The organism is Pseudomonas sp. LBUM1640, assembly GCF_059716225.1.
In genome coordinates, this window is record NZ_CP166816.1 from 3,950,099 (window position 1) to 3,970,746 (window position 20,648).

19 protein-coding genes are annotated in these 20,648 nt (G+C 57.9%); 9 read left to right on the forward strand and 10 right to left on the reverse strand.

The features are described from left to right. Positions 1–81 precede the first annotated feature (81 nt). The 4 genes from ACA065_RS17565 to ACA065_RS17580 form a co-directional block, all read right to left on the reverse strand. Positions 82–990, reverse strand: a complete 909-nt coding sequence (locus ACA065_RS17565; RefSeq protein WP_497690786.1) for a helix-turn-helix transcriptional regulator — start codon at positions 988–990, stop codon at positions 82–84. Between the two features lie 36 nt (positions 991–1,026). Next, positions 1,027–1,722: a fumarylacetoacetate hydrolase family protein gene (locus tag ACA065_RS17570; RefSeq protein ID WP_497690787.1), complete on the reverse strand. Its 696-nt coding sequence runs from the start codon at positions 1,720–1,722 to the stop codon at positions 1,027–1,029. Between the two features lie 131 nt (positions 1,723–1,853). After that, entirely contained in the window at positions 1,854–2,183 is a 330-nt protein-coding gene (locus tag ACA065_RS17575) for a hypothetical protein (RefSeq protein WP_145164581.1), read from the reverse strand. Between the two features lie 250 nt (positions 2,184–2,433). Next, positions 2,434–4,926 (reverse strand): TonB-dependent siderophore receptor, encoded by a 2,493-nt coding sequence (locus ACA065_RS17580; RefSeq protein ID WP_497690788.1) that lies wholly within the window; start codon positions 4,924–4,926, stop codon positions 2,434–2,436. Positions 4,927–5,181: 255 nt separating this feature from the next. Between ACA065_RS17580 and ACA065_RS17585 the strand changes: the two genes are divergently transcribed. The 5 genes from ACA065_RS17585 to ACA065_RS17605 all read left to right on the forward strand — a co-directional run bounded on the left by ACA065_RS17585 (position 5,182) and on the right by ACA065_RS17605 (position 11,665). Then, positions 5,182–9,795, forward strand: a complete 4,614-nt coding sequence (locus ACA065_RS17585; protein WP_497690789.1) for an RHS repeat-associated core domain-containing protein — start codon at positions 5,182–5,184, stop codon at positions 9,793–9,795. Continuing rightward, the gene (locus ACA065_RS17590) at positions 9,795–10,430 is read left to right on the forward strand and encodes a hypothetical protein (RefSeq protein ID WP_497690790.1); all 636 of its coding nucleotides are present in this window, start codon (positions 9,795–9,797) and stop codon (positions 10,428–10,430) included. The genes ACA065_RS17585 and ACA065_RS17590 overlap by 1 nt, the downstream gene beginning before the upstream one ends. 432 nt (positions 10,431–10,862) lie before the next feature. Continuing rightward, entirely contained in the window at positions 10,863–11,159 is a 297-nt protein-coding gene (locus ACA065_RS17595) for a hypothetical protein (protein ID WP_497690791.1), read from the forward strand. 12 nt (positions 11,160–11,171) lie between these two features. Continuing rightward, on the forward strand, positions 11,172–11,279 hold the full coding sequence (locus tag ACA065_RS17600) for a polymorphic toxin type 47 domain-containing protein (RefSeq protein ID WP_497695371.1): 108 nt from the start codon (positions 11,172–11,174) through the stop codon (positions 11,277–11,279). Then, positions 11,276–11,665, forward strand: coding sequence for a hypothetical protein (locus ACA065_RS17605; RefSeq protein ID WP_497690792.1), 390 nt, complete (start codon positions 11,276–11,278; stop codon positions 11,663–11,665). Before ACA065_RS17600 ends, ACA065_RS17605 begins: the two co-directional genes overlap by 4 nt. A gap of 17 nt (positions 11,666–11,682) precedes the next feature. Here ACA065_RS17605 and ACA065_RS17610 read toward each other — a convergent pair whose 3' ends face one another. Continuing rightward, positions 11,683–12,120, reverse strand: a complete 438-nt coding sequence (locus ACA065_RS17610) for a DUF3995 domain-containing protein (protein ID WP_497690793.1) — start codon at positions 12,118–12,120, stop codon at positions 11,683–11,685. A gap of 93 nt (positions 12,121–12,213) precedes the next feature. Here ACA065_RS17610 and ACA065_RS17615 point away from each other — a divergent pair, with 93 nt between their 5' ends. Both ACA065_RS17615 and ACA065_RS17620 read left to right on the forward strand, forming a co-directional pair. After that, a complete protein-coding gene (locus tag ACA065_RS17615; RefSeq protein ID WP_497690794.1) occupies positions 12,214–12,603 on the forward strand; it encodes a DUF2946 domain-containing protein in 390 nt (129 codons plus the stop codon). Between the two features lie 94 nt (positions 12,604–12,697). Further along, complete coding sequence (locus ACA065_RS17620) at positions 12,698–14,824, forward strand: TonB-dependent receptor (protein ID WP_497690795.1); 2,127 nt, start codon at positions 12,698–12,700, stop codon at positions 14,822–14,824. Positions 14,825–14,966: 142 nt separating this feature from the next. Here ACA065_RS17620 and ACA065_RS17625 read toward each other — a convergent pair whose 3' ends face one another. After that, positions 14,967–15,983 carry an ABC transporter substrate-binding protein gene (locus tag ACA065_RS17625; RefSeq protein WP_497690796.1) on the reverse strand — a complete coding sequence of 339 codons (1,017 nt, stop codon included), beginning with the start codon at positions 15,981–15,983 and terminating at the stop codon, positions 14,967–14,969. A gap of 132 nt (positions 15,984–16,115) precedes the next feature. Then, positions 16,116–16,565, reverse strand: coding sequence for a hypothetical protein (locus ACA065_RS17630; protein ID WP_497695372.1), 450 nt, complete (start codon positions 16,563–16,565; stop codon positions 16,116–16,118). 792 nt (positions 16,566–17,357) lie between these two features. On the opposite strand from ACA065_RS17630, the gene ACA065_RS17635 reads away from it, so the two are divergent. Together ACA065_RS17635 and ACA065_RS17640 are read left to right on the forward strand one after the other, a co-directional pair. Then, positions 17,358–17,588: a hypothetical protein gene (locus ACA065_RS17635; protein WP_497695373.1), complete on the forward strand. Its 231-nt coding sequence runs from the start codon at positions 17,358–17,360 to the stop codon at positions 17,586–17,588. Between the two features lie 72 nt (positions 17,589–17,660). Continuing rightward, positions 17,661–17,897 carry a DUF2789 domain-containing protein gene (locus ACA065_RS17640; protein WP_497690797.1) on the forward strand — a complete coding sequence of 79 codons (237 nt, stop codon included), beginning with the start codon at positions 17,661–17,663 and terminating at the stop codon, positions 17,895–17,897. A gap of 1 nt (position 17,898) precedes the next feature. Here the strand turns inward: ACA065_RS17640 and ACA065_RS17645 are convergent, their stop codons facing one another. The 3 genes from ACA065_RS17645 to ACA065_RS17655 all read right to left on the reverse strand — a co-directional run bounded on the left by ACA065_RS17645 (position 17,899) and on the right by ACA065_RS17655 (position 20,398). Continuing rightward, complete coding sequence (locus ACA065_RS17645; RefSeq protein WP_177018203.1) at positions 17,899–18,102, reverse strand: hypothetical protein; 204 nt, start codon at positions 18,100–18,102, stop codon at positions 17,899–17,901. Positions 18,103–18,217: 115 nt separating this feature from the next. After that, complete coding sequence (locus ACA065_RS17650) at positions 18,218–19,900, reverse strand: methyl-accepting chemotaxis protein (RefSeq protein WP_497690798.1); 1,683 nt, start codon at positions 19,898–19,900, stop codon at positions 18,218–18,220. Between the two features lie 93 nt (positions 19,901–19,993). Further along, the gene (locus ACA065_RS17655) at positions 19,994–20,398 is read right to left on the reverse strand and encodes a TraR/DksA family transcriptional regulator (RefSeq protein ID WP_497690799.1); all 405 of its coding nucleotides are present in this window, start codon (positions 20,396–20,398) and stop codon (positions 19,994–19,996) included. Positions 20,399–20,648: the final 250 nt, after the last annotated feature.

A 20,648-nucleotide genomic window follows, 5' to 3' on the forward strand; every position in this document is an offset into this window, starting at 1 on the left:
ATTGTATGCAAATAGAAACATAAGGTTTGTCGTGGATTTGTAAAAAGCCCGGCCAGCAGCCCCCGAATCCGCCCACCTCAACTACAGCGCATTCGCCTGTTGCTGGCGACGAAACTGCCCCGGCGCCAGCCCATGGGCCTTGCGGAAACAACGAGAAAAGTAGGCCTCATCGGTAAACCCGCAGCGCAAAGCGATCACCCCGATCATCTGCGCGCTGTTGAGCAACAAGGTGCGCGCCAATTGCATGCGGCGATCCAGTACCAACTGCGAGAAGGGTTTGCCGGTTTCCTTGCGCAACAGATGGGTGAGGTAGTTGGGCGACAGAAAGGCGGCTGCAGCGGCGTCCGTAAGGTTCAGGGTCGGCTCGTGCACATGCTCGCGAATGTAGCCCTGCACCCGCGCCAAGGCGTCTTTACGCCCGCGCCGGGTGGCGTTGTTGGCGGCAAACGCCTGCAAGGGTTCGGCGTACAGCTCGCACACCAGGCCGATCAGTTGGAATAGATAACCTTTGAGTCGCTCACGGGCGCCGAAGGTGCGATGGGCGTCCAGGACACGCATGTGCGCGAGCCAGGTTTTCACTTCGTCAAAGGCCGCATCCTCGAGGATGAAATCCAGTTGCTCCTGAAAGCGGAACGGCGACAGTTCCGGCGCCTGGCTGATGGGAATGTCTTCCAGGTCCAGCGGGTCGCAGGTCAGCTGCGGCAGGAAAAACGCCTGGCTGAAGTTGATCAGCATGAATTCGCCGTCTTCAGGATGGGGAATCACGTGCAGGCGGTGAGGCAGGATAAACGCCAGGGCCTTGTGCGGAAACGGCCGCACCGCGCCGCCGATATGCTGCACGGTGTCGCCGCCCAGGTTGATCTGGATCTGAAAGTATTCATGCCGATGTGGGTTGGTCAGCGCCGCCCGCCCGCGTTTGTCGCGGATATAGAAATCGGGGCGGTCGCTGCGTTGTTCCATGCCATAGGTGGTGACGCGGGTGCCTGGCATAACGGTCTCTCGATTGGCCTGGGCACCACTTTAGCCTCAACCTTGGCCAAGCGTGAAGCTCAGCTCGCCAATGCCGTCGATACCGGCGGTGAGCACATCGCCGCGCTGCAACGCGCCAACGCCAGCGGGTGTACCGGTAAAGATCAGGTCGCCGGCCTTGAGCGCTACGGATTGAGAGGCATGGCTGATGACTTCGGCGACGGACCAGATCTGGTCGGCCAGATCGCCGACCTGGCGTTGCTCGCCGTTGACCTTCAGCCAGATTTTACCGGTGGCCGGGTGCCCTACTGCGCTGACGGGTTGCAGTGCAATGGTCGGTGCCGACTCATCAAAGGCCTTGGCCCATTCCCACGGGCGCGAGAGCTTTTTCGCCTGGGCTTGCAGGTCGCGGCGAGTCAGGTCGATGCCGACGCCGTAACCCCAGATGTGGGAAAAAGCATCTTCAGGACGGATATCCACACCGCCCTTGCCGATGGCCACCACCAGCTCCACTTCATGGTGCAGGTCGGCGGTCAGCGGCGGATAGGCGATCACACCCTCCGCCGGCACCACCGCATCGGCCGGTTTCATGAAGAAGAACGGCGGCTCGCGATCCGGGTCATGCCCCATCTCGCGGGCGTGTTCACTGTAGTTACGGCCCACGCAAAATACGCGGCGCAACGGGAAACGCGCCGTGCTGCCCTGGATGGCCAGCGACGGGGTGTGTTCGGGGGTGAATACATAATCAGTCATGGCCTGCGCCTCTTGGTATGCCTGGCGCCAGTATGGCCAGCGGCGCCACGGCAAAGTTGGACAGGCTTACGCAGATTTTGCACTGGCCGGTGCTTGCGTGGGCGCGCGCTCACACCGAGCAGTGCCCGCATTTACTTACGTGCCACTTTGTAGCGCAGGCAATCCTGGTAAAAGCTCTGGCGAATCGCCTCGGGCTTGAGCCGTGAGCGACTGTCGTAAGTCTGTTCGGTGATGCCCATGGCCATCATGCGCATCCACGACTTGTTGAACTTGATGGTCTGGATCTTTTGCCGCGCGGCATACAGCGACACGCCCGACAGCTTGAGTTCCTGGGCCCTGGCGGCGGTGCCGGCGCCCCAACTGCACATGTACTTGTCACCCTCGCGCAGCTCCCGTGCCTGCACGGCAGCTGCGCCGCCTGCCAATGAGCAAGCGATCAGCATGATTCCAACAGTGCGCATTTGCTTCCTCACCTAACCACCTGAAAATAAAAGTGATTCTGGCGAGAATTTTGTTACAAAGGGGCCATTAAATTGCCTTATCTGCTTAAGCAAACACACCTGTGGCGAGCGAGCTTGTTCGCGCTGGGCTGCGAAGTGGCCCCACCACCGACACCACATTCTGCCTGACGTACACGGGTGTGCTGATGAGGGGCCGCTGCGCGCCCCAGCGCGAGCAAGCGCGCTCGCCACAGAAAGCGCACTTACCCAGTTACCATTGGTACGTTGCGCTCGCCTGCACGGTGCGCTGCGAGCCATACCAGCACCATGAATAGGAATAACAAGACGCCACGTATTCCTTGTTCGCCAGGTTCGTCGCATTCAACGCCAGGCGCAGATTGTCCTTGGGGTTGGCGATATTCGCGATGTCGTAGTGCACCGCCGCATCCATCAAGGTGTAACCCGGCACTTTCAGCGTGTTGGCGGTATCGCCCCACGACGAACCCACATAACGCGCGCCCGCGCCGACGCCGAAGCCCTTGAGCTGGCCGTCATGGAAGGTGTAGTCGGCCCACGCCGAGGCGGTGTGGCGCGGCACGCCGTAGGTGGTGGTGCCTTCAACCGGGATCGCCGGGCCGATGCCTTTATCGGTGAGCGGCGCGTACTGCACGGTGCTGTTGGACTTGCTCGCGCGGTTGTCCAGGTAGGCGTAGGCCGCGGTGATGTCCAGGTTATCGTTGAGGCTGGCCTTGCCTTCCAGTTCAAAGCCACGCGATTGTTGTTCGCCGTCCTGGACGCTGCAGCGGCCATTGCCACACAGGTGGCTTGGGTCCGGGTCCAGGGTCGGCACGTTGCTCTGGCGCAGGTCGAAAATCGCCGCGGTGATAAAGCTGTTGCTGCCCGGTGGCTGGTACTTGATGCCGATTTCATACTGCTTGCCTTCGGTCGGCTTGAATACCGAACCGCCGTAACCGGTGCCCGATTGCGGGTTGAACGACTCCGCATAGCTGGCATACGGCGCCAGGCCGTTGTCGAACAGGTAGACCAGGCCGACACGGCCGGTAAACGCCTTGCTGTCCAGGGACGACTTGCTCTTGGCGCCGGAGCTGATGGTTTTGGTGGTGCTGTCGGTGCTGGCCCAGTCATAACGACCACCGAGCAACAGCACCCATTTGTCCCACTTCATTTGCTCTTGCAGGTACGCCCCGGTCTGCTCGCTGCGGGAGGTGGCGTCGGTGGCGAATGCCGGCGTAACCACAGGCGCGCCGTACACCGGGTCGAAGATGTCCAGGTTCGGGCCCTTGCCGTAACCGGCCTTGGTGTCGGTGCGGGTGTTCTGGTAGTCGAGGCCCATCAAGAGCGTGTGCTGCAAGGGCCCGGTGTCGAATTTGGCTTGCACTTGGTTGTCGAGGGTGTAGGCGTCCATGTCGACATCGGTGGCGATGGTCGACCGCGTGGAGGTGCGGTAATCGGCCTGCAGGTTGCTGTTGTAAATGCTGCGGTAGATGCCCTCGGCGCGCAGGTAACGCGCATTCTGGCGCACGGTCCAGACATCGTTGAAGTGATGCTCGAAGGCGTAGCCGATGGAGTAGTACTCGCGGTCGCTCTTCTCGAAGCTCTTTTCGCCGTCGTAAAAGTCCACGTCGATCTTACGCCCGGTGGGGCTGCGCAATACCGAACCCCAGGCGGGCACGGAACCGTAGGACGCGCCTTTGGGGTCCTTCTGAAAATGCCCGAGCAAGGTCAGCGAAGTGGCATCGTCCGGGCGCCAAGTGAAGGCGCTGGACAGCGACTGGCGGCGGGTCTCGGTGTGTTCGACCTGGCCATCGGCGTCATCGAACAACCCCGCTACCCGGTAGGAATACACGCCCTGATCATCCAGCGGGCCGCTGAGGTCGAAGGTGGTGCGCTTCTTGTTGAAGGTACCGTACTCGACGCCGACTTCATGAAACGGCGTGTCCAATGGGCGCTTGGTCACCATGTTGATCACCCCGCTCGGCGTGCCCTGCCCGTACAGCACCGAGGCCGGGCCGCGCAGCACTTCAACGCGTTCCAGGTCAAAGGCGTCTTTTTGCGGCAAGGCATCCCGGCTCGACGGCATGCGCAGGCCATCGAGGTAAGTGGCCGGGGCGAAACCGCGGATGGTCAACTGGTCGAGACGCGAGGCCGTGGCGCCACGGGTTTCCGGGACTACGGCGGCGCTGTAGCGCAGGATCTGGTTGAGGCTTTCGGCGTTTTGCGCGCGCATCTGGTCCTTGGTGACCACGGAAATCGACTGCGGGGTTTCGATCAGCGCGGTGTCGGTCTTGGTGCCCGACAGGCTGCGAGTGGCCACATAACCAACCACTGGCCCGGTGGGGCTTTCGCTGTGGTAGGCGCCGCTGATGGTGGTGGCCTGCAACTCCATGGCGCCGCCGCTCTCCGGGATAGCCTCCACGCGGTAGCGGTCGGCAGAGATCTTCAACGCCTGCAAGCCGCTGCCGGCAAGCAATTGGGTGAGCGCCACGTCGGTGTCGTATTGCCCGCTCAGGCCATTGCTGCGCTTGCCACGGGTCAAGCTTGCATCAAACGCCAGTACCAGGCCGGCTTGCTCGGCCAGGCTATTGAGGGCCTGGCTGAGGTCGCCGGCGGCAATCGAGAAACGGCGCAACGCGCTGCTGCTGTCTTCAGCGAAGGAAGACTGGACCGTCAGCAATGGCACGGCGGCAAAGGCAAACGCCACTGACAGGGCCAGTGGGTGCAAGGGACGAGCAAGGCGCGACATGGGAAATCCTGCGTAATAGAGGTTCTATTAACCATGACGGCCATGTCGAAAAATCGGGCAAGGATGAGAGTGGTTTTTATTTGACGAGCTTTTTGCGCAATCAGCTTTATCGCTTTTCGGTGTAGGCCTTCGGGCTAGTTCTTCGCGGTTTTCGCCCGCTTAAAGTCGTCCATTTCTGATTTTTCCAGCCGCTCATCCAGGCGCTTTTTCCTGCGGCATGCTCCGACGCCTTGCCCTTTTGCCGAGACGTCACGGATGACCAACGCCGCCCACATTGCCTTTATCGAACATGAACTGAATGGCTTCCATCAGAGCCTGGCGGAGTATCGCCAGCAGATGGGCGCCTGGTATGCGCGGGCGCTGGACTCGGTCAGCCATGCAGCGGACATGCCGTCGTTGTTGGGGATGGATCGGGTGCTGCGGGTTGGGGGGTCGCAACGATCTTTCAGTATTTCCGATGCGGATTTTTCCACGGTTGCGCGCTGCCCGGCGGGGGGCGAGCTGAAGATCGAGAGCAAATTCGAGTCGGTGTACGACGTGCCGATCGGCAACATTCCGGTTGAGGTGATTCGGCTGGAGGATGGCAGTACCACCGTTGTCATGCTCGATGAGCATGGCAAAGGCTCACACACGTGCGTGGCCGGCGGGCGCTATCAGGTACGCGTACAAGGCGGCGTCTCTGCGCAGCAAGTAGACGCCTTGTTTGCGTCCTACGCCGGGCTGACAGCCGACCTGGAGCAATGGCTTCGCGAACAATGGAACGGCTTCAAACCGTCCTGGCAGCAATCCACCGCCAGCGCGATTGGCAGCGGCGTGCTGGCGGGCAGTTGGGCGGCGATCAGGGACGTGTGGGACAGCATCAAGCTGGTGCAGGCGATTCTTGAAGACCCGCTGAAGTACGTCGAGCAACTCGGCAGCGAGGCCGCCAAGTTGGCGCAGTTGGCCACCGATGCGCCGCAGGTCATGGAAAAGGCGATGTTGCTGGCCAGTGATGAGGCGGCGCTGTACCTGATGGTGCGCACGGCGATGCTGTGGCTCGACGCACTGCCGCCCGGCGATATAGCCGAGGCGGCGGCGGGGTTTGTGGTGTCGCTGTTGATCGACCTGGTGATTGGCGCGGTGTTGATGATCGCGCTGCCTGCGGCGGGTGTGGCGTACCTGAGCTTGCGGTTGGTCAAGTATGGCGCACAGATACTTGATGCGGCTGTTGGCTTTGTCAGGAGCGTGCTCGGGATTCTGACCAAGTTCATGCAAGCGGTGGATCGCTACAAGGCAGTGGCGGTTCGCGGAGTGGTCGGTGGGCTGAAGCAAGGCACGATGCAGATGCGCTGGCGGGCGCGGCAGAACGCAGTGCTCAAGCACAAAGAGCATGTGGATGATGTGCCTGCTGCTGCGAAGAACCCGCAGGGAGATGCGGCGGCGCCTGCGGATAAAACCGCCACCAATGGCTGCCCGGTGTCGATGGTCACCGGGGAGGAATTGCTGACCCTTACCGACGGTGCGCTGGACGGGATTTTGCCGTTTGAGTGGACGCGGTTGTACCGCACCAGTGCGGTCGAAGTGGATTGCGGGTTGGGGTTTGGTTGGAGTCATGCGCTGGCGCAGCGGTTGGTGGTGGACGGTGATTCAGTGGTTTGGACGGATCATGAGAATCGCTCGACTGCCCTGCCCTTGCCGACTGTTGCTCGTCCGGCGATTACCAATAGTTTGGCCGAAGCGGCGATCTATTTGGGTGCTCTGCCCGATGAGTTGGTGCTGGCGCAGGCGTCGCGTTTCTACCATTTCCGCGACGGTGTGCTGACGGCAATCAGCGATGCGTATGACAACCGGTTGCGCATTTCTCGTGATCGTTTGGGGCGGATTGAGCGGCTGGATAACGGTGTCGGCCGTTGTTTGTTTTTGCGCTACGAACTGGGCCGCATTGTGGCGGTGGACTATCAGGTTCATCGCGCCAAAGGGCGTGAGCCGTATGTGTGGGTAACTGAACAGAACGTCGTTTCCTACGCCTATGACGAGGCGGGACGACTGGTATCGGCGACCAACGCTGTCGGTGAAAGCGAGGTTTATCGGTACGACGACCAGCACGTAATTCTTGAGCGGCAGTTGGCCGGTGGGGCGAGTTTCTTTTGGGAGTGGGAACGGTCTGGAAAGGCCGCGCGATGTGTTCGGCACTGGGCCAGTTTTTCGCAGATGGACACGCGGTATGCGTGGGAAGACGGAGGCAGAGTCACGGTTCACAACGCTGATGGCAGCCAGGAAGTGTATGTCCATGACCAGCGCGCGCGGCTGGTGCAGCGGGTTGATCCGGACGGCGCTGAGCACTTCAAATCCTATGACGACAAGGGCCGACTGACGGTTGAGCAGGACCCGCTGGGGGCGGTGACGGCGTATCAGTACGACGACGCAGGGCGTTTGGTGGCGTTGTTTCCGGGGGAGGATGAGCCGACTTCCTACGAGCATGACAACGGATTCGTACGAGTTGTACGGCGGGGTGAGGCGGTTTGGAAATACGAGCGTAATGAACAAGGCGACGTTACGCGTAAGACTGATCCTGACGGCCACGTTACGGACTACACCTACAACAAGCACGGGCAGTTGATTGGGGTTTGGTATCCGGATAACGGGTGTCATCGGCTGGTCTGGAATGAGCGTGGGCAGCTCGTTGAGGAACAGCTGCCGAATGGCGGTATCAAGCGTTATCGCTATGACGATGTTGGACGACAGGTTGCGCGCGAGGATGAGCATCGCGCGCTGACCCAGTATCAGTGGGACAGTGTTGGGCGGTTGATACGTGTCCTACTTCCAGGCGGTGCCACGCGCGAATTCAGCTACAATCCGTACGGAAAAATCACCTCTGAACGTGACGAATTGGGCCACGTCACCCGCTACGAATACGCCGACGGCCTGCACCTGATCAGCCGCCGCATTAATTCTGACGGCACCCAGGTCAACTACCGCTACGACAACACTCGGTTACTCCTGACCGAGATCGAAAACGAAGTCGGTGAAACCTACCAACTCGACTACCACCCCAACGGGTTGATCCAGCAGGAAACCGGTTTTGACGGCCAGCGTACGGCCTACGTCTACGACCTCAACGGCAACCTGCTGGAAAAAACCGAACACGGCGACGATGGCAGTCAGCTAATCACCCGTTACGAGCGAGACCCTTCCGGCCGCCTCGTACGAAAAACCCTGCCCGACGGCGAAGTCGTTAATTACGCCTACGACCGCCAGGGAAACCTTCTCAGCGTAGACGACGGCCACTGGGCGTTAGCCTACGAGTACGACAGCCAAAACCGCCTCACCGCCGACCACCAAGGCTGGGGCACCCTGCGCTACGGCTACGACGCCTGCGGCCAACTGAAAAACCTGCGCCTGCCAGACAACAACCGCGTCGCCTTCAACCACGACAAAGGCGGCCACCTCGCCACCGTCGAGCTAAATGGCAAAACCCTCACCTCCCACCTCTTCAAAACCGGCCGCGAACGCCAACGCCAGCAAGGCCAACTGCTCAGCCACTATCACTACGACGAACAAAACCGCCTGCACGCCCACGCAGTGACCCAAGAGGACCACAAGCACTACCGCCGCCACTACGACTACGACAAAACCGGCAACCTCACCCGCCTGCTCGACACCCGCAAAGGCGAACACCACTACCACTACGACCCCCTCGCCCGCCTGACCCGCGCGGATCATTCGCAAGACCAGCAGGAACGCTTTGGCCACGACCCGGCCGGTAACCTTCTGATGCAGGACCGCCCCGGCCCGGACATCGTGGCGGGGAATCGGTTGGTTATTCAGGGCGATCATCATTATGACTATGACGCCTTTGGCAACCTGACCCGCCAACGGCGCGGTAAAGGCCACCAACTCGTCACCGAATATCGCTACGACTGCCAGCACCGCTTGATCGGCATCACCCAGCCCAACGGGCAAACCGCCAGCTATCGCTATGACCCGTTTGGTCGGCGCATCAGCAAAACCGTCGACGGCATAACCACCGAGTTTTTCTGGCAAGGCGATAAGCTTGTTGCCGAGCATCACGCAGACCGTCATCGCAGCTACATCTACGAACCGGACAGTTTCCGGCCGTTGGCGCTGCTGGAAGGCTTTGGACCGAAAGACACCCAGCCCTTCCACTACCAACTCGACCACCTCGGCACACCACAGGAACTCACAGCGCCTGACGGCGAAATCGTATGGTCCGCGCACTACCGCGCCTACGGTCAGATCAGTCGTCTCGACATCAATAAAATCGACAACCCGCTGCGCTTCCAAGGCCAATACTTCGACCCGGAAAGCGGGCTGCACTACAACCGCCATCGCTACTACAATCCAGATATTGGTCGATACCTGACGCCGGATCCAGTGAAGCTGGCGGGTGGGATCAATGCGTACCAGTACGTGCCTAATCCTACAGGGTGGGTCGACCCGCTAGGCTTAAACACCTGTCCCGGCGCCAATGTATGTAAACCCGAACATAACGCCGAGAGTCCAACAAGGAACGCAAAAGCTGCCGATGGCGGGCCAACGTTACCAGTTACCACATCAAAGCAAGAAAAAACCGTAAGGGTACGACACTACACGAGCAGGGCAGGCTCAAAAGGCATTGAAAAAGAGGGAGCAATATTGGCTCAAGACAACAATAGAGTTTATCTTGAACCTGCAAAAAGCAAAGTACTAAACCCAACGGAAGCACAGGACAAATACCAAATCAAAAAAAATAAAGGCCGAGATTACATTGAAATGGATGTAGAGGAATCACGCTTGGAGTGGATAAAAAACCCTAGATATAATTCTACAGAGCTAACCGTAAAAGGAAACTTGACATTAAAAAACCCAAAATTCACGAGGAGAAAGTAATGTTAGAGAAAAATGAAAAAATAGTACTTCCTGGAGAAGAAGCACTAGACGCCCTTAAAGAGATCGAGTTCATACTGATATCTCTACACAAAATGGGTAGTTATTATGCTGAAAAGCCTGGTGCTCTAGAAGAGTATCGAAAAGCAACCACTGACTTCATCGACGATTGCGCCGTTACACAGCGCTTGGCAAAGGTCCGTAGGATCATTTCTACGCACTTTGACGACTCTCTCGGTGATGACGACATGGATGATATGGAAAGACATCTCTCCGATTTGAAATTCTGGGAACCCATTCAACCCTTGAATCGAACAAACCATGGCACAGAACAGATTACTATCTCAAAGGGAACCATTGAACAAGTCACTTGCAAAAGAAATGAATTATTAGTTTTTTTTACGGACCAACAAGATCAATCACTGCTGATCACTTTTCATAACCCGGTCGCTTTTAAAGGTATAAATGCGGTCACCTCTCAATGTGAGATACACGAGGAAAAGGATTCTAACCTTTCGCAAGAGGTAGCACGCATCGCTCCAGACAAACCAGGTAAAAGTTATTGCTTCAAGGACAGCAGCAGCGGCGAAGTTGTCTTTGCAGTGATAGCGGGCAGCTTCAGCACTGAGAGGATATGAGATTAACTGAACACCTGTTTTGGATGCATAACGACCCGGTAACGGACGGATGAGAAGCTGAATCAGCTGGGAGCACAGACAGTGGATAAATACTCTAAAGCTGGAGGAACATTACTTGAGTGAAAGCGTGGAATAATTTGCTGGTACTGATCCAATCGTTACTACGACAGACGAAGACAAAAATAGTCAAGAAACATCTCGAAGAGTATTAAGTTCGCAGATCACCTCAACGGAGGCGACGTCAAAGTCTACGACCTCTCATTACCGGGTACAAGACGATATTAAAGCCTTGAGGGCGAGTTCCCTAGTAATAATACCTCTCCGATTGGGAAGCAAAAGGGTAGAACCCAAAGCGAATACAATGAAGCCACCCACTTCAACAAGGCCTCAAAAAAAATGAAGACCATTTGCGTGCCACTCACGACAGAAGCCATGAAGTTACTAGATACAAACGACTGCCCCTCCTCGCTACTTGAGAGCACTACGCTTACGGAAGAAGAATATCAACAACTTTTAAAGTCTGGCGCCTTAGAAAGCATAAATTATGCATCTGGAAAGATAATCGATGAGTATGAGGATGAGTTTATAAACACACCTGAAGAACTAGGTGAAATATTAAAAATATTAAAAACCCATTTAAGACCTGAAAACTCAAAAACATTAAACAAATTAATTCAATTAAATGTATTAGCCATCAACAAAAATACAGGATTATTTTTCTTCTTTTAACACTCACCTCATATCGGCGACCGCACTGCTGGAAAGCGTGGTGCAGGGGGAGCAAAAAGAGGCCATATTTTGCTAAACCTGATCCCCGTCAACCGCTCCAGGATTGGTGTTACTCAATGAGTTACCTAGAAACAGAAATCAATGAAAGCTTAGAAAAGCTAGGTATTCAAAATAAAAAAATCAGCCCCAAGGATCTGGATATGCTTATGGAGTCTCTTGGCAAAGCTTTTTTCTGCGAAGGTGCCAACTGTCTTGACCCGACTCAGTTACGGGTCAAACGCGCAGAACATAACCCAAACTTTTGGCGAGAGGTATCAGGGCGCATTCAAAGTGAACAGTTGATCCTCATCGTCCTTGACACGTCCTACAGAGCATGGGAAATCGGCTCACCCCAACAACTTCAACGTATTTTAGCAGATACAACTGGATATCCATTCTGGGTGACGGACGTGAGCTTTTCTTTTCTAATCTACATGGATGATCATGATTGTGTTAGTTGGGCTTAAACTCAAAACAGCCGAACTCACCCCCACGCCACCACCAACAACCCCACCCCCAACACCAAACACAACGGCGAATAAAAATACGTATCCAACCGTGCAAACCTCGACCCACCGACCTTCTTGAAAAAACCCACCAACTCCGAATCCCCAATCGCCCTGGCAAACATCACCACCGCTATCGCGCTGATCCCCCACTGCAGCGCCCCATGGGACACCGCTGAGAAGTACAGCCCGGCCCGCAGGCAGACGAGCAGCGCAATTGCCACCAACCCCATCGCGACCAGGAAGGTGCCCAGCGCCGAGGGTTTGAAGGCTGGCCGGGGCCCGCGGGCGAATTCGCCGGGCAGTTGGGGGATGGCGGCAAGGCTGCCGAGTTTGCCGCCGGCGGCCCAGTACAAGTGCACCATGCTGATGCAGGTAAAAACCCCGACGATCCATCGCGCGATGACAAAACTCATGGCGGGCGCTCCCTGAAATTGTGCGAATGATGATAGTCGCCCTGAGATTTTTTGTAGGCATTTCGTCGGCGGCTGATGGTAAAGTGCCGCCCCATGAAAATCGCCCGTGCCGACCGCTCGCTCATTGCCTGGATGCTTTACTGCTGCGTCCTGTTCAATGTGTTCGCGTGCAGTATTGGTCATGGGCAGATGGTGGGGATGCAGCTCAATGGCATCGGCGGCCAGTTCTGTACAGTAGACCCGCGTACCCAGGCGCCCAAGCAAACCAACTCCACCGATGAGAGCCTGCCGACGCTGTCCAAGGCGTTCGGCTGCCCGCTGTGTTCGACCGGTGGTATGGGCCCGGCACTGAGTTCCAGCCTGAATGTGGCGGTGTTGCCTCAACCCCATGCGCCACCGCCGGCGGTGGTGCTCGCCGCTGACATCCCTGCCCGTTTCACCTGGCCTGCGGCCAACCCTCGCGCGCCTCCCGCTTTCGCCTGATCCCTTCGCTTTCTGATCTGCACCGGCCACCGCTCCCATGGGGGATAGTCGCGGCTGTGCGTTGTTTTCAAGCCAAGTTTTTCAGGATTCAACCATGAAACATTTACCCTTGTTGGCGGGCCTGTTCGGCTGCCTGCCTATCTGTGGCTGGGCGCTTGAGCTGGCCCCCACCACCATTGATGGTGAACAAACCGCCGAGCCCGGCCTGGCCCTCGACCAATCCAGCGGCATGGCGTCACGGCTGGGCCTGAGCGTGCGGGAAACCCCGGCGTCGGTGGCCATCGCCACTCGCAACGATATTGAGCGCCATGGCGCCAAGACCTTCCGCGATGCGGCCAACACCTTGCCCGGCGTCAACGCCAGTGCGCCGCCGGGGTTTGGCGGGTTTGTGTCCTACCGTGGGTTCACCAGCAGCCAGATCACCCAGATGTTCAACGGCATCAACGTCGCCACCGGCTTGGCGCGGCCGGTGGATGCGTGGATCTATGATCGGGTCGAACTGGTCGGCGGCCCCTCCTCCTTGATCAATGGCGCGGGCTCCGTGGGCGGCTCGCTGAACTATGTGACGAAGTTGGCAACTCGCGAGGAACAAGCCGCCGAGGGCCAGCTCACTTACGGCAGCTACGACACCGCAGGCATGGCTTTCGGCCTCAACCACGCGCTGACCGAACCGGGCGCCGAGGTTCAGCACTACGCACGCCTGGATGTGAGCCGCAACACCAACCACAGCTACATCGACCGCGACCAACGGGATGCCTGGAGTGTGGCGTTTTCGCTGCTCAGCGACCTTACCCCTGACCTGTCCCACATTCTGGCGCTGGAATATCAGGATGAACATGAGGACAGCCCCTATTGGGGCACGCCGGTGCTCAACCCCAAGGCTGGCGAGTTGAAAATCGATCGGCACAACCGCTTCAACAACTACAACGTTGCCGACGGCCGGTACGAACAACGCACGATCTGGGCGCGTTCGATCATCGACTATCGGATCAACGACAGCACCACGCTGAAGAACACCCTCTATCACTTGGGCAGCCAGCGCGACTACCGCAACCTGGAGACCTACCAATACAACGCCGACAACAGCGCAGTGAATCGCTCGACTGCCTACCAGGTTCGCCATCAAGGCCAACAGAACGGCAACCAGTTCGAGCTGCGCCATGACGACAGCTTCTTCGGCCTGTCGACTACGTGGTCCGGCGGCTTTGAATACAAGGTCAACAGCACCACCAGTTACCCGCTGAACAAACCGGGCAACAGCACCGTAAACCCAAACAACTATGACCCCGGGCACTTCTATGACATACCCGGCACCCAGCCCGGGTTTATCAAGGACAAGACGAACGAAGTCACCACCAAGGCCTTGTTCGTGGAAAACCGCCTGGGCCTTACCGATAAACTCTCGCTGCTCACCGGCCTGCGTTACGACGCAATCGACCTGGACGTCACCAACCACGCCAGCGTGACAGCCACCAACCCACGTCACTTGCAGCGCAGTTGGGAGCCGGTAACCGGGCGAGTCGGCCTGACCTACCAGTTCATCCCTTCAGCGAATGTATATGTGCAATACAGCACGGCGGCCGAGCAGCCTTCGACCACCACCCAAGTGTTCGACGTGTCGACCGGCAAGCAGTGGGAAGTGGGCAGCAAGTTCGATTACCTGGACGGTCGCGGTTCGGCCACCGTCGCGGCCTACAAGATCGAGCGCAAGGACTTCGCCGTTACCGACCCGCAGGACCCGAACAAGAGCATTCCGGTGGGTGCGCAGTCGTCCAAGGGGATCGAGCTGGCCAGCTCACTGCGTATCACGCCGAAGCTGCTGGCGGAAGGCAACTTTGCCTGGGTAGATGCTGAGTACGACGACTTCAACGAGAAAATCGCCAGCGGCGCCGTGGTCTCGCGCAAGGGCAATACGCCGACCAACGTGCCCAAGCGCGTAGGCAACCTGTGGCTGACCTATGACTTCACGCAAGATTGGCAGGGCGGTGTGGATGCGCGGTATGTCGCACAGGTGTATGCCGACAATGCCAACACCCTGACGGTACCGGCCTACACGCTGTTCGGGACGTTCCTGCGCTACAAGGTCGACTCGCACACCTCGGTGACCGGTCGGGTGCGCAACCTGACCAATGAGGTGTATGCGGAGTTTGCCCATGTGTCGCCGGCGTACTATTTAGGTGCGCCGCGCACGTTTGAGGTGGCCATTCAAACCAAGTTCTAGCCCTGGAATACAATCAAAAATGTGGGAGCGGGCTTGCTCGCGAATGCGGTGGTTCAGTCTATATAGCCAGTGGCTGACACACCGCTTTCGCGAGCAAGCCCGCTCCCACACTTAGATCTCCATTGAATAGGAAGACCGTAGGCTACTTCAGACTCGCCTCAACCTTCTGCGCCACATCCGCCGTCAACCATGCCTTCCACACCTCAGGGTGCTCCTTGAGAAACGCCAGGGCCACTTCCCGTGGCGCCGTATGGTTCTCACTCATCGTCGCCAAGGCTTTATTCAGCGGCTCGATAGGGAACTGAACCTTGCTGAAAAACTCGGCGATCTGTGGATGTTCCTGCTGGAACGGCGTCGATACACCAATGCTCAACTTGGACGCCAACGACCGAGTCGGCCTAGGGTTGGGGTTATCCGCGTCGGTGAGTGTCTTCCAGGCATCGGCGTCAAACGGGGGCTCTTCCAGCTGGATCAATTTGTAACGCCCCATCAACGGCGTCGGCGACCAGTAATAGAACAACACCGGCTTGCCTCGACGGATCGACGAGGCGATCTCGGCATCCAACGCCGCACCCGAGCCGCTGCGAAAGTTCACGTAACTGTCGTCGAGGCCGTAGGCTTTGAGCTTTTGTTTGTTGACCACTTCCGAGGTCCAGCCGATGGGGCTGTTGAGAAAGCGCCCCTTGCCTGGGGATTCGGGGTCCTTGAACACGTCCTTGTAACGCGCCAGGTCCTTAACGCTCTTGAGGTCCGGCGCCAGCGGCTTGAGGCCTTTGGCAGGGTCACCCTTGACCACATATTCCGGCACCCACCAGCCTTCGGTGGCCCCCTTGACCGTATCACCCAGGCCGACCACTTTGCCTTCGGCCTCGGCCTTGATCCAAACCGGGCTGCGGCCGGCCCACTCCTCGCCAATCACCTGGATATCATTTTTTGCCAAGGCGGTTTCCAGGGTGATGGTGGTGCCGGGCAACGTGTCGGTAGGCAGGTCATAGCCCTTCTCGACGATAAAGCGCAGTACTTCAGTGATCAGGCTGCCACTTTCCCAGTTCAGGTCGGCGAAATGCACCGGCGCCTGGGCGGCCGAAACCGGCACTGAAGCCACCGACAGGCTCAAAGCCGTCAGCGACGCCGCCAATAGGGTTCTCAATCGATTCATGCCTTTGCACCTCGCGTTTTCGCAGCAATAGCGGACGGCTTTGCTGCCAATGCGCGCAGCCTCTGAATAGTTAAGTCAACTCAACTGTAGTAGAGGTTCCGGGAGCCCAAGAATAGACGCGACGTTTATCGACTACTCGCTGGCCTTGAACGTTACCAGTTCACCCTTGCGCCACTTGGCAGCCTTGCCGGTCACGGCCTTGAGGGTTTTGGTCAGGCCTTCCTGCAGTTGTTCGTTAGCGGCAAACACCAGCATGACGCTGTGACCTTCCTTGAACACGATGCCCTGGCCTTCGGCCGAGGAAACAAAGGCGTAGTCGCCCAAGCCATACACCGTCAACTTGATGTCACGGAACTTCAACTCGAACTTGCCACCTTCGCGACTCGGCAACACGGCCGCGCGAAAATGGTCGCCCACCTTGAGTTCCAGGCGCGGTTTGTCATCCACCACCATCGCCGATTCGGTGTCGATTTCGGCGATGTAGATGCCTTCCGGCGTCTGCTCAGTGATGTACACGAAACGAGATTGAAACTGTTTGACCAACTTTGCGCGCAAATCACCCAGCACGAATAACGCGTGCATATCCAGATTACTGACTGCCAAGGAAACGCCCCCACATCAAAAAATACGGCTGACCGCCGGAGCGGGCAGCACAAAAAAACGGCCCTGGGGCACGATTACACATTCGTAAAGAAACTGCTGAGAACTCGCTGCTGCACCGTAAGACTAGTACAGCCCTGCACGATGGACCTTATGCAGGTCATCAGGCACTACAGCAAATCACAGGTTCAACAGCCCGAGAACACGGGCCGAACAGCTTCAGAGAATAACTCAATTAAAAACGCAGTTTCCGACAACCTACACATATCAAAATACTTGGCATGGAACCAGGCATTGGCTGCCGACGACAATACTAAAACAGCAACACGGGTCAAAACCACCCGAAACGCTGCTGGAGGATCAACAAGATCGATCGACAGGAGCTGACCATGCAACCACGCCAACACGACGCTGTGTCTTCCCGCACTCGTTCATCATGTCAAGACGAGCGTCAATACTACTGCTTGCCTGCCCCCAACGGGTACTCCAATTCCGTTCTTTACCAAGTTGTACCTGCCGGGCGGGATTTCTTTCATATCCTGGAAGTCACCAGCGGCCGCATCAGAGGCTTTCGCAGCAACCACACCCGGGCCTGCGAGTTGGCGAAAAAACTTGAAGCCAGCCTGCACGCCGTTCACGGCGGGATCGTTTCGTCATCCGGATGACTTTACTGCGCCACCGCCCCTCAACAACTGCCATACTGACCCGTCCATGAAGTTTGCCCCCTGCGGGTCAGGTTTCATCAGTGCGGTTACCTTGAAGGGAAGGCTATACGTGACGGAATTTGATATTGGCGAATTTTTCATCCATGGCGATGCGCGGGAAGTAGACGGTGAGTTTCAAGCGGTGATCATCATGCGGGCCAAACCTCCGCTGACGACCGTTACCACGCACCAGGTGGAAAAAGATCGTTGGTTCAAAACTGTCGACGCCGCAGCCATAGCGGCAAAGGATGCCGCCAAGGCCCTGAAAACCGCCGTCGATGCAGGCGCACTCAATTCCTGATAATCCAATAGAACTCTGCCGCCTCCTGCGCCTCACATGCACAAGACCATCACCTTGCATGGAGAACGAAATATGGACGCGCCAATCCCCACTCTCGAAACCCTGTTTGAACAACTTGGCCTGGATTCAGGCCCCGCAGACATCGACGCATTCATCGGCGCGCACCCGCTGCCCGAAGACGTGAAGCTGATCGACGCACCTTTCTGGACGCCGCAACAGGCGGCGTTTCTTAAAGAAGAATTGCGCGATGATGCCGAATGGGCGATCCCTGTGGATGAGTTGAACCAGCGCCTGCATCAACCCCAGTAACTCAATGCAGGCTGTCTGACTGTTCCAGGCGCAACAGCGCCTGCCAGGCAGCCCTGCACTCCTGCGCTTCATCGCGGCTGGCAAACGCCGTGCCGCGCTGCTCGCCATTGAGCAGTACCACCCAGCAAGCCTTCTGACCCAGCGCACGCAGGGTTTCGGGAACGCCACTGCCGATCATCACGGCGACATCGACTTTGTTTTGCATGGAGCTTCTCCGCAGCATTAGTTAGCTGGCTAACAATGTTGGCCATGCTACGGTTTTCTTCCAGTTGGAAAAAGCTATCCCCGGAATAGCTCCCTTGCATAAACAGCAACAATCCCTAACGCGTCGACTTCGCTCCCTCCGGTTTGTAGCCCAGGCGCAACCCGCCCCAATGCCGACCATTGACCATGATGGGCACTGACAAGTCGTGCATCAATTCACCGGTATCGCGGGTGTAGGTCTGCAACAGCACCGCTTGTTGATGGCTGCCGCAGCGAATGCCGGTACGGTCTTCGAACTTGCGCTTGGTGCGGTTCTGCACCGCATCGACCTGCGCATCACCGGTTAGGGCGTGAGAAAACGCCTTGTTATGTGTCGGCACATAGCCTTGAGGTGTGCAGGCAATGGCAAATACCAGGCCTTCATGGCGCGGCAGCAGCGCTTCCTGGATCGCCGGCAATACCTGATCGGTGTAACCGTCAAAACGCGTGTGGTATTTGCTCGGGCTGGTTTTCGGGATCGGCGTATAGCTGCGGTCAAACAAATCCTCGAGGCTGATACGGCTTTGCCGTACATCGGCCTCGAACTGCTCGGCAATGCGGTTTGCGCCTTCGCGAGCCAGGTCATAGATGCGCTGGTGGTAGTCGTCCAGCCCCACTTCGGCCAAGCGCTCGCTGATGGTTTCGGCCTGCCCTTCCATTTGCACGGCGGCATCGGCCAGTTGGCGGGTTTGCTGGTCGCTCACGGTCAGGTCGCTGCGCATCTGCTCCACGGCATGGAACAGGCTGTCGAGTTGCGCGCGGTTGGTGTCAGTGCCCTGGGCGATTTCGTTGACCTGCCCTTCCACATCCGCGGCCAGGCTGGCGATGCTCTCCAGTTGCTCCCCGGCGTGTTCCACTTGCTCGACACCGGTGTGCAAGTCCGCCGACAACTGGCGAATCTGCTCCACGACCTGCGCCGTGCGTTGTTGGATATCGGCGACCATCACGCCGACCTCATCGGTCGCCGTGGCGGTGCGCCCGGCCAGGCCGCGTACTTCGTCGGCAACCACAGCAAAGCCGCGCCCATGCTCACCGGCGCGTGCCGCTTCAATGGCCGCGTTTAATGCGAGCAGGTTGGTCTGGCTGGCGATGGACTGAATCACCAGGGTCACGCGCTGGATCTCTTCGCTGCGCTGGCTCAAGGCCTCGATCAACTCGCGGCTGGCATTCGCGCGCTGGCTGAGCTGGTGCATGCGGGTGATCGACTGGGCCAACACTTCGCGCCCTTCGGTGCTGCGTTGGTGCGCCTGGCTGGCAGCGCCCAGGGCTTGGCGGCTGAGCTGCGAGGTGACCTTTTCGGTGCCGATCATGACTTCGGCGCTGCTGACAATTTGCTTGGCCGCACTCAACTGCGACTGCAAACGCGCCGCCAGTTGCTTGACCGAATAGGCCACGCCGGCCGCAGAAAGCGCGTTATGACTGGTGGTATAGGAGAGGTCGCGGGTCAGCTCACCCATCGCATCGGACTCGGCCGACGCTGTGAATACAGGCTTTCGAGTTTTAAAGCGAGGCAGCCAAATCACCAGCAAAGCCAGTGGCAGGCACAGGTAGATCGGCAAGCCGGCATACGCCAGGCCCAGCAGTACCAACACCAGGGCGGTGCTCTGCAGGAGCGGCGTCAGCCAGCCGGGCAGCACGCGTACCACCGTTTGCGGTGGCACTGCTGCGCCCATCAGAGATCCGTCTCCAGCCATCGTCGTTACCCCACTGCTTGTCGTTATTGTTGCTGCATTAAACGCCACTATCGGGCCATTATCCATCGGCCTTTAGTGGGGGAGCTTGCAGCAGATCAATAGACGTGGGCGTAACCGGTATTTCAGGGCGCCGCATGCACGGCGCCCACTTTCAACTCATCAGGCTTGACGCTGATGCTTGTCGATCTGCTCGTGGCGCTCTTGCGCTTCGATGCAGTATTTGGTGGTCGGGCTGATCAGCAGGCGCTTGAGGCCGATAGGCTCACCGCTGTCGTCGCACCAGCCAAAGGAATCATCCTTGATACGTTCCAGTGCACGCTCAAGCTGCGGCAGCATACGCTGGTCGCGATCGATGGCATTGACCAGCCAGGTGCGCTCTTCTTCCACGGAAGCAGCGTCAGCCGGGTCAGCCGGGGTATCCAGGCTTTCAATGGCGATGCGGTTCTGTTCGATGCGCTCGTGGTGTTCCACTTTCATGTCTTGCAGCAACTGCTCAAAAAAAGCGTGCTGTTCGGCATTCATGTAGTCATCCGCCGGCATGGCCAGCAACTTTTCCTTTGTCATTGATTTCTCTATAAAAAATACGTGCATTAAGGCGAATAAGGGAGCGTTCCGGCAGACCTGTGCAGGCCTCGCAAAGGCGCCGTCCATTTCAAGCGCCACCCGGCACTCAATTTACGAGGGGCGGCAGTCTAAGGCCGACTTGAGGGCTCAGCAACTGAAATGACAGGCATTTTTTCCCAATTAACCCCCAAAGGCACCAGGACGGGCTTGGCGAATGGTCATCGGAGTGCGTTTATAGCAAGAAATTCAG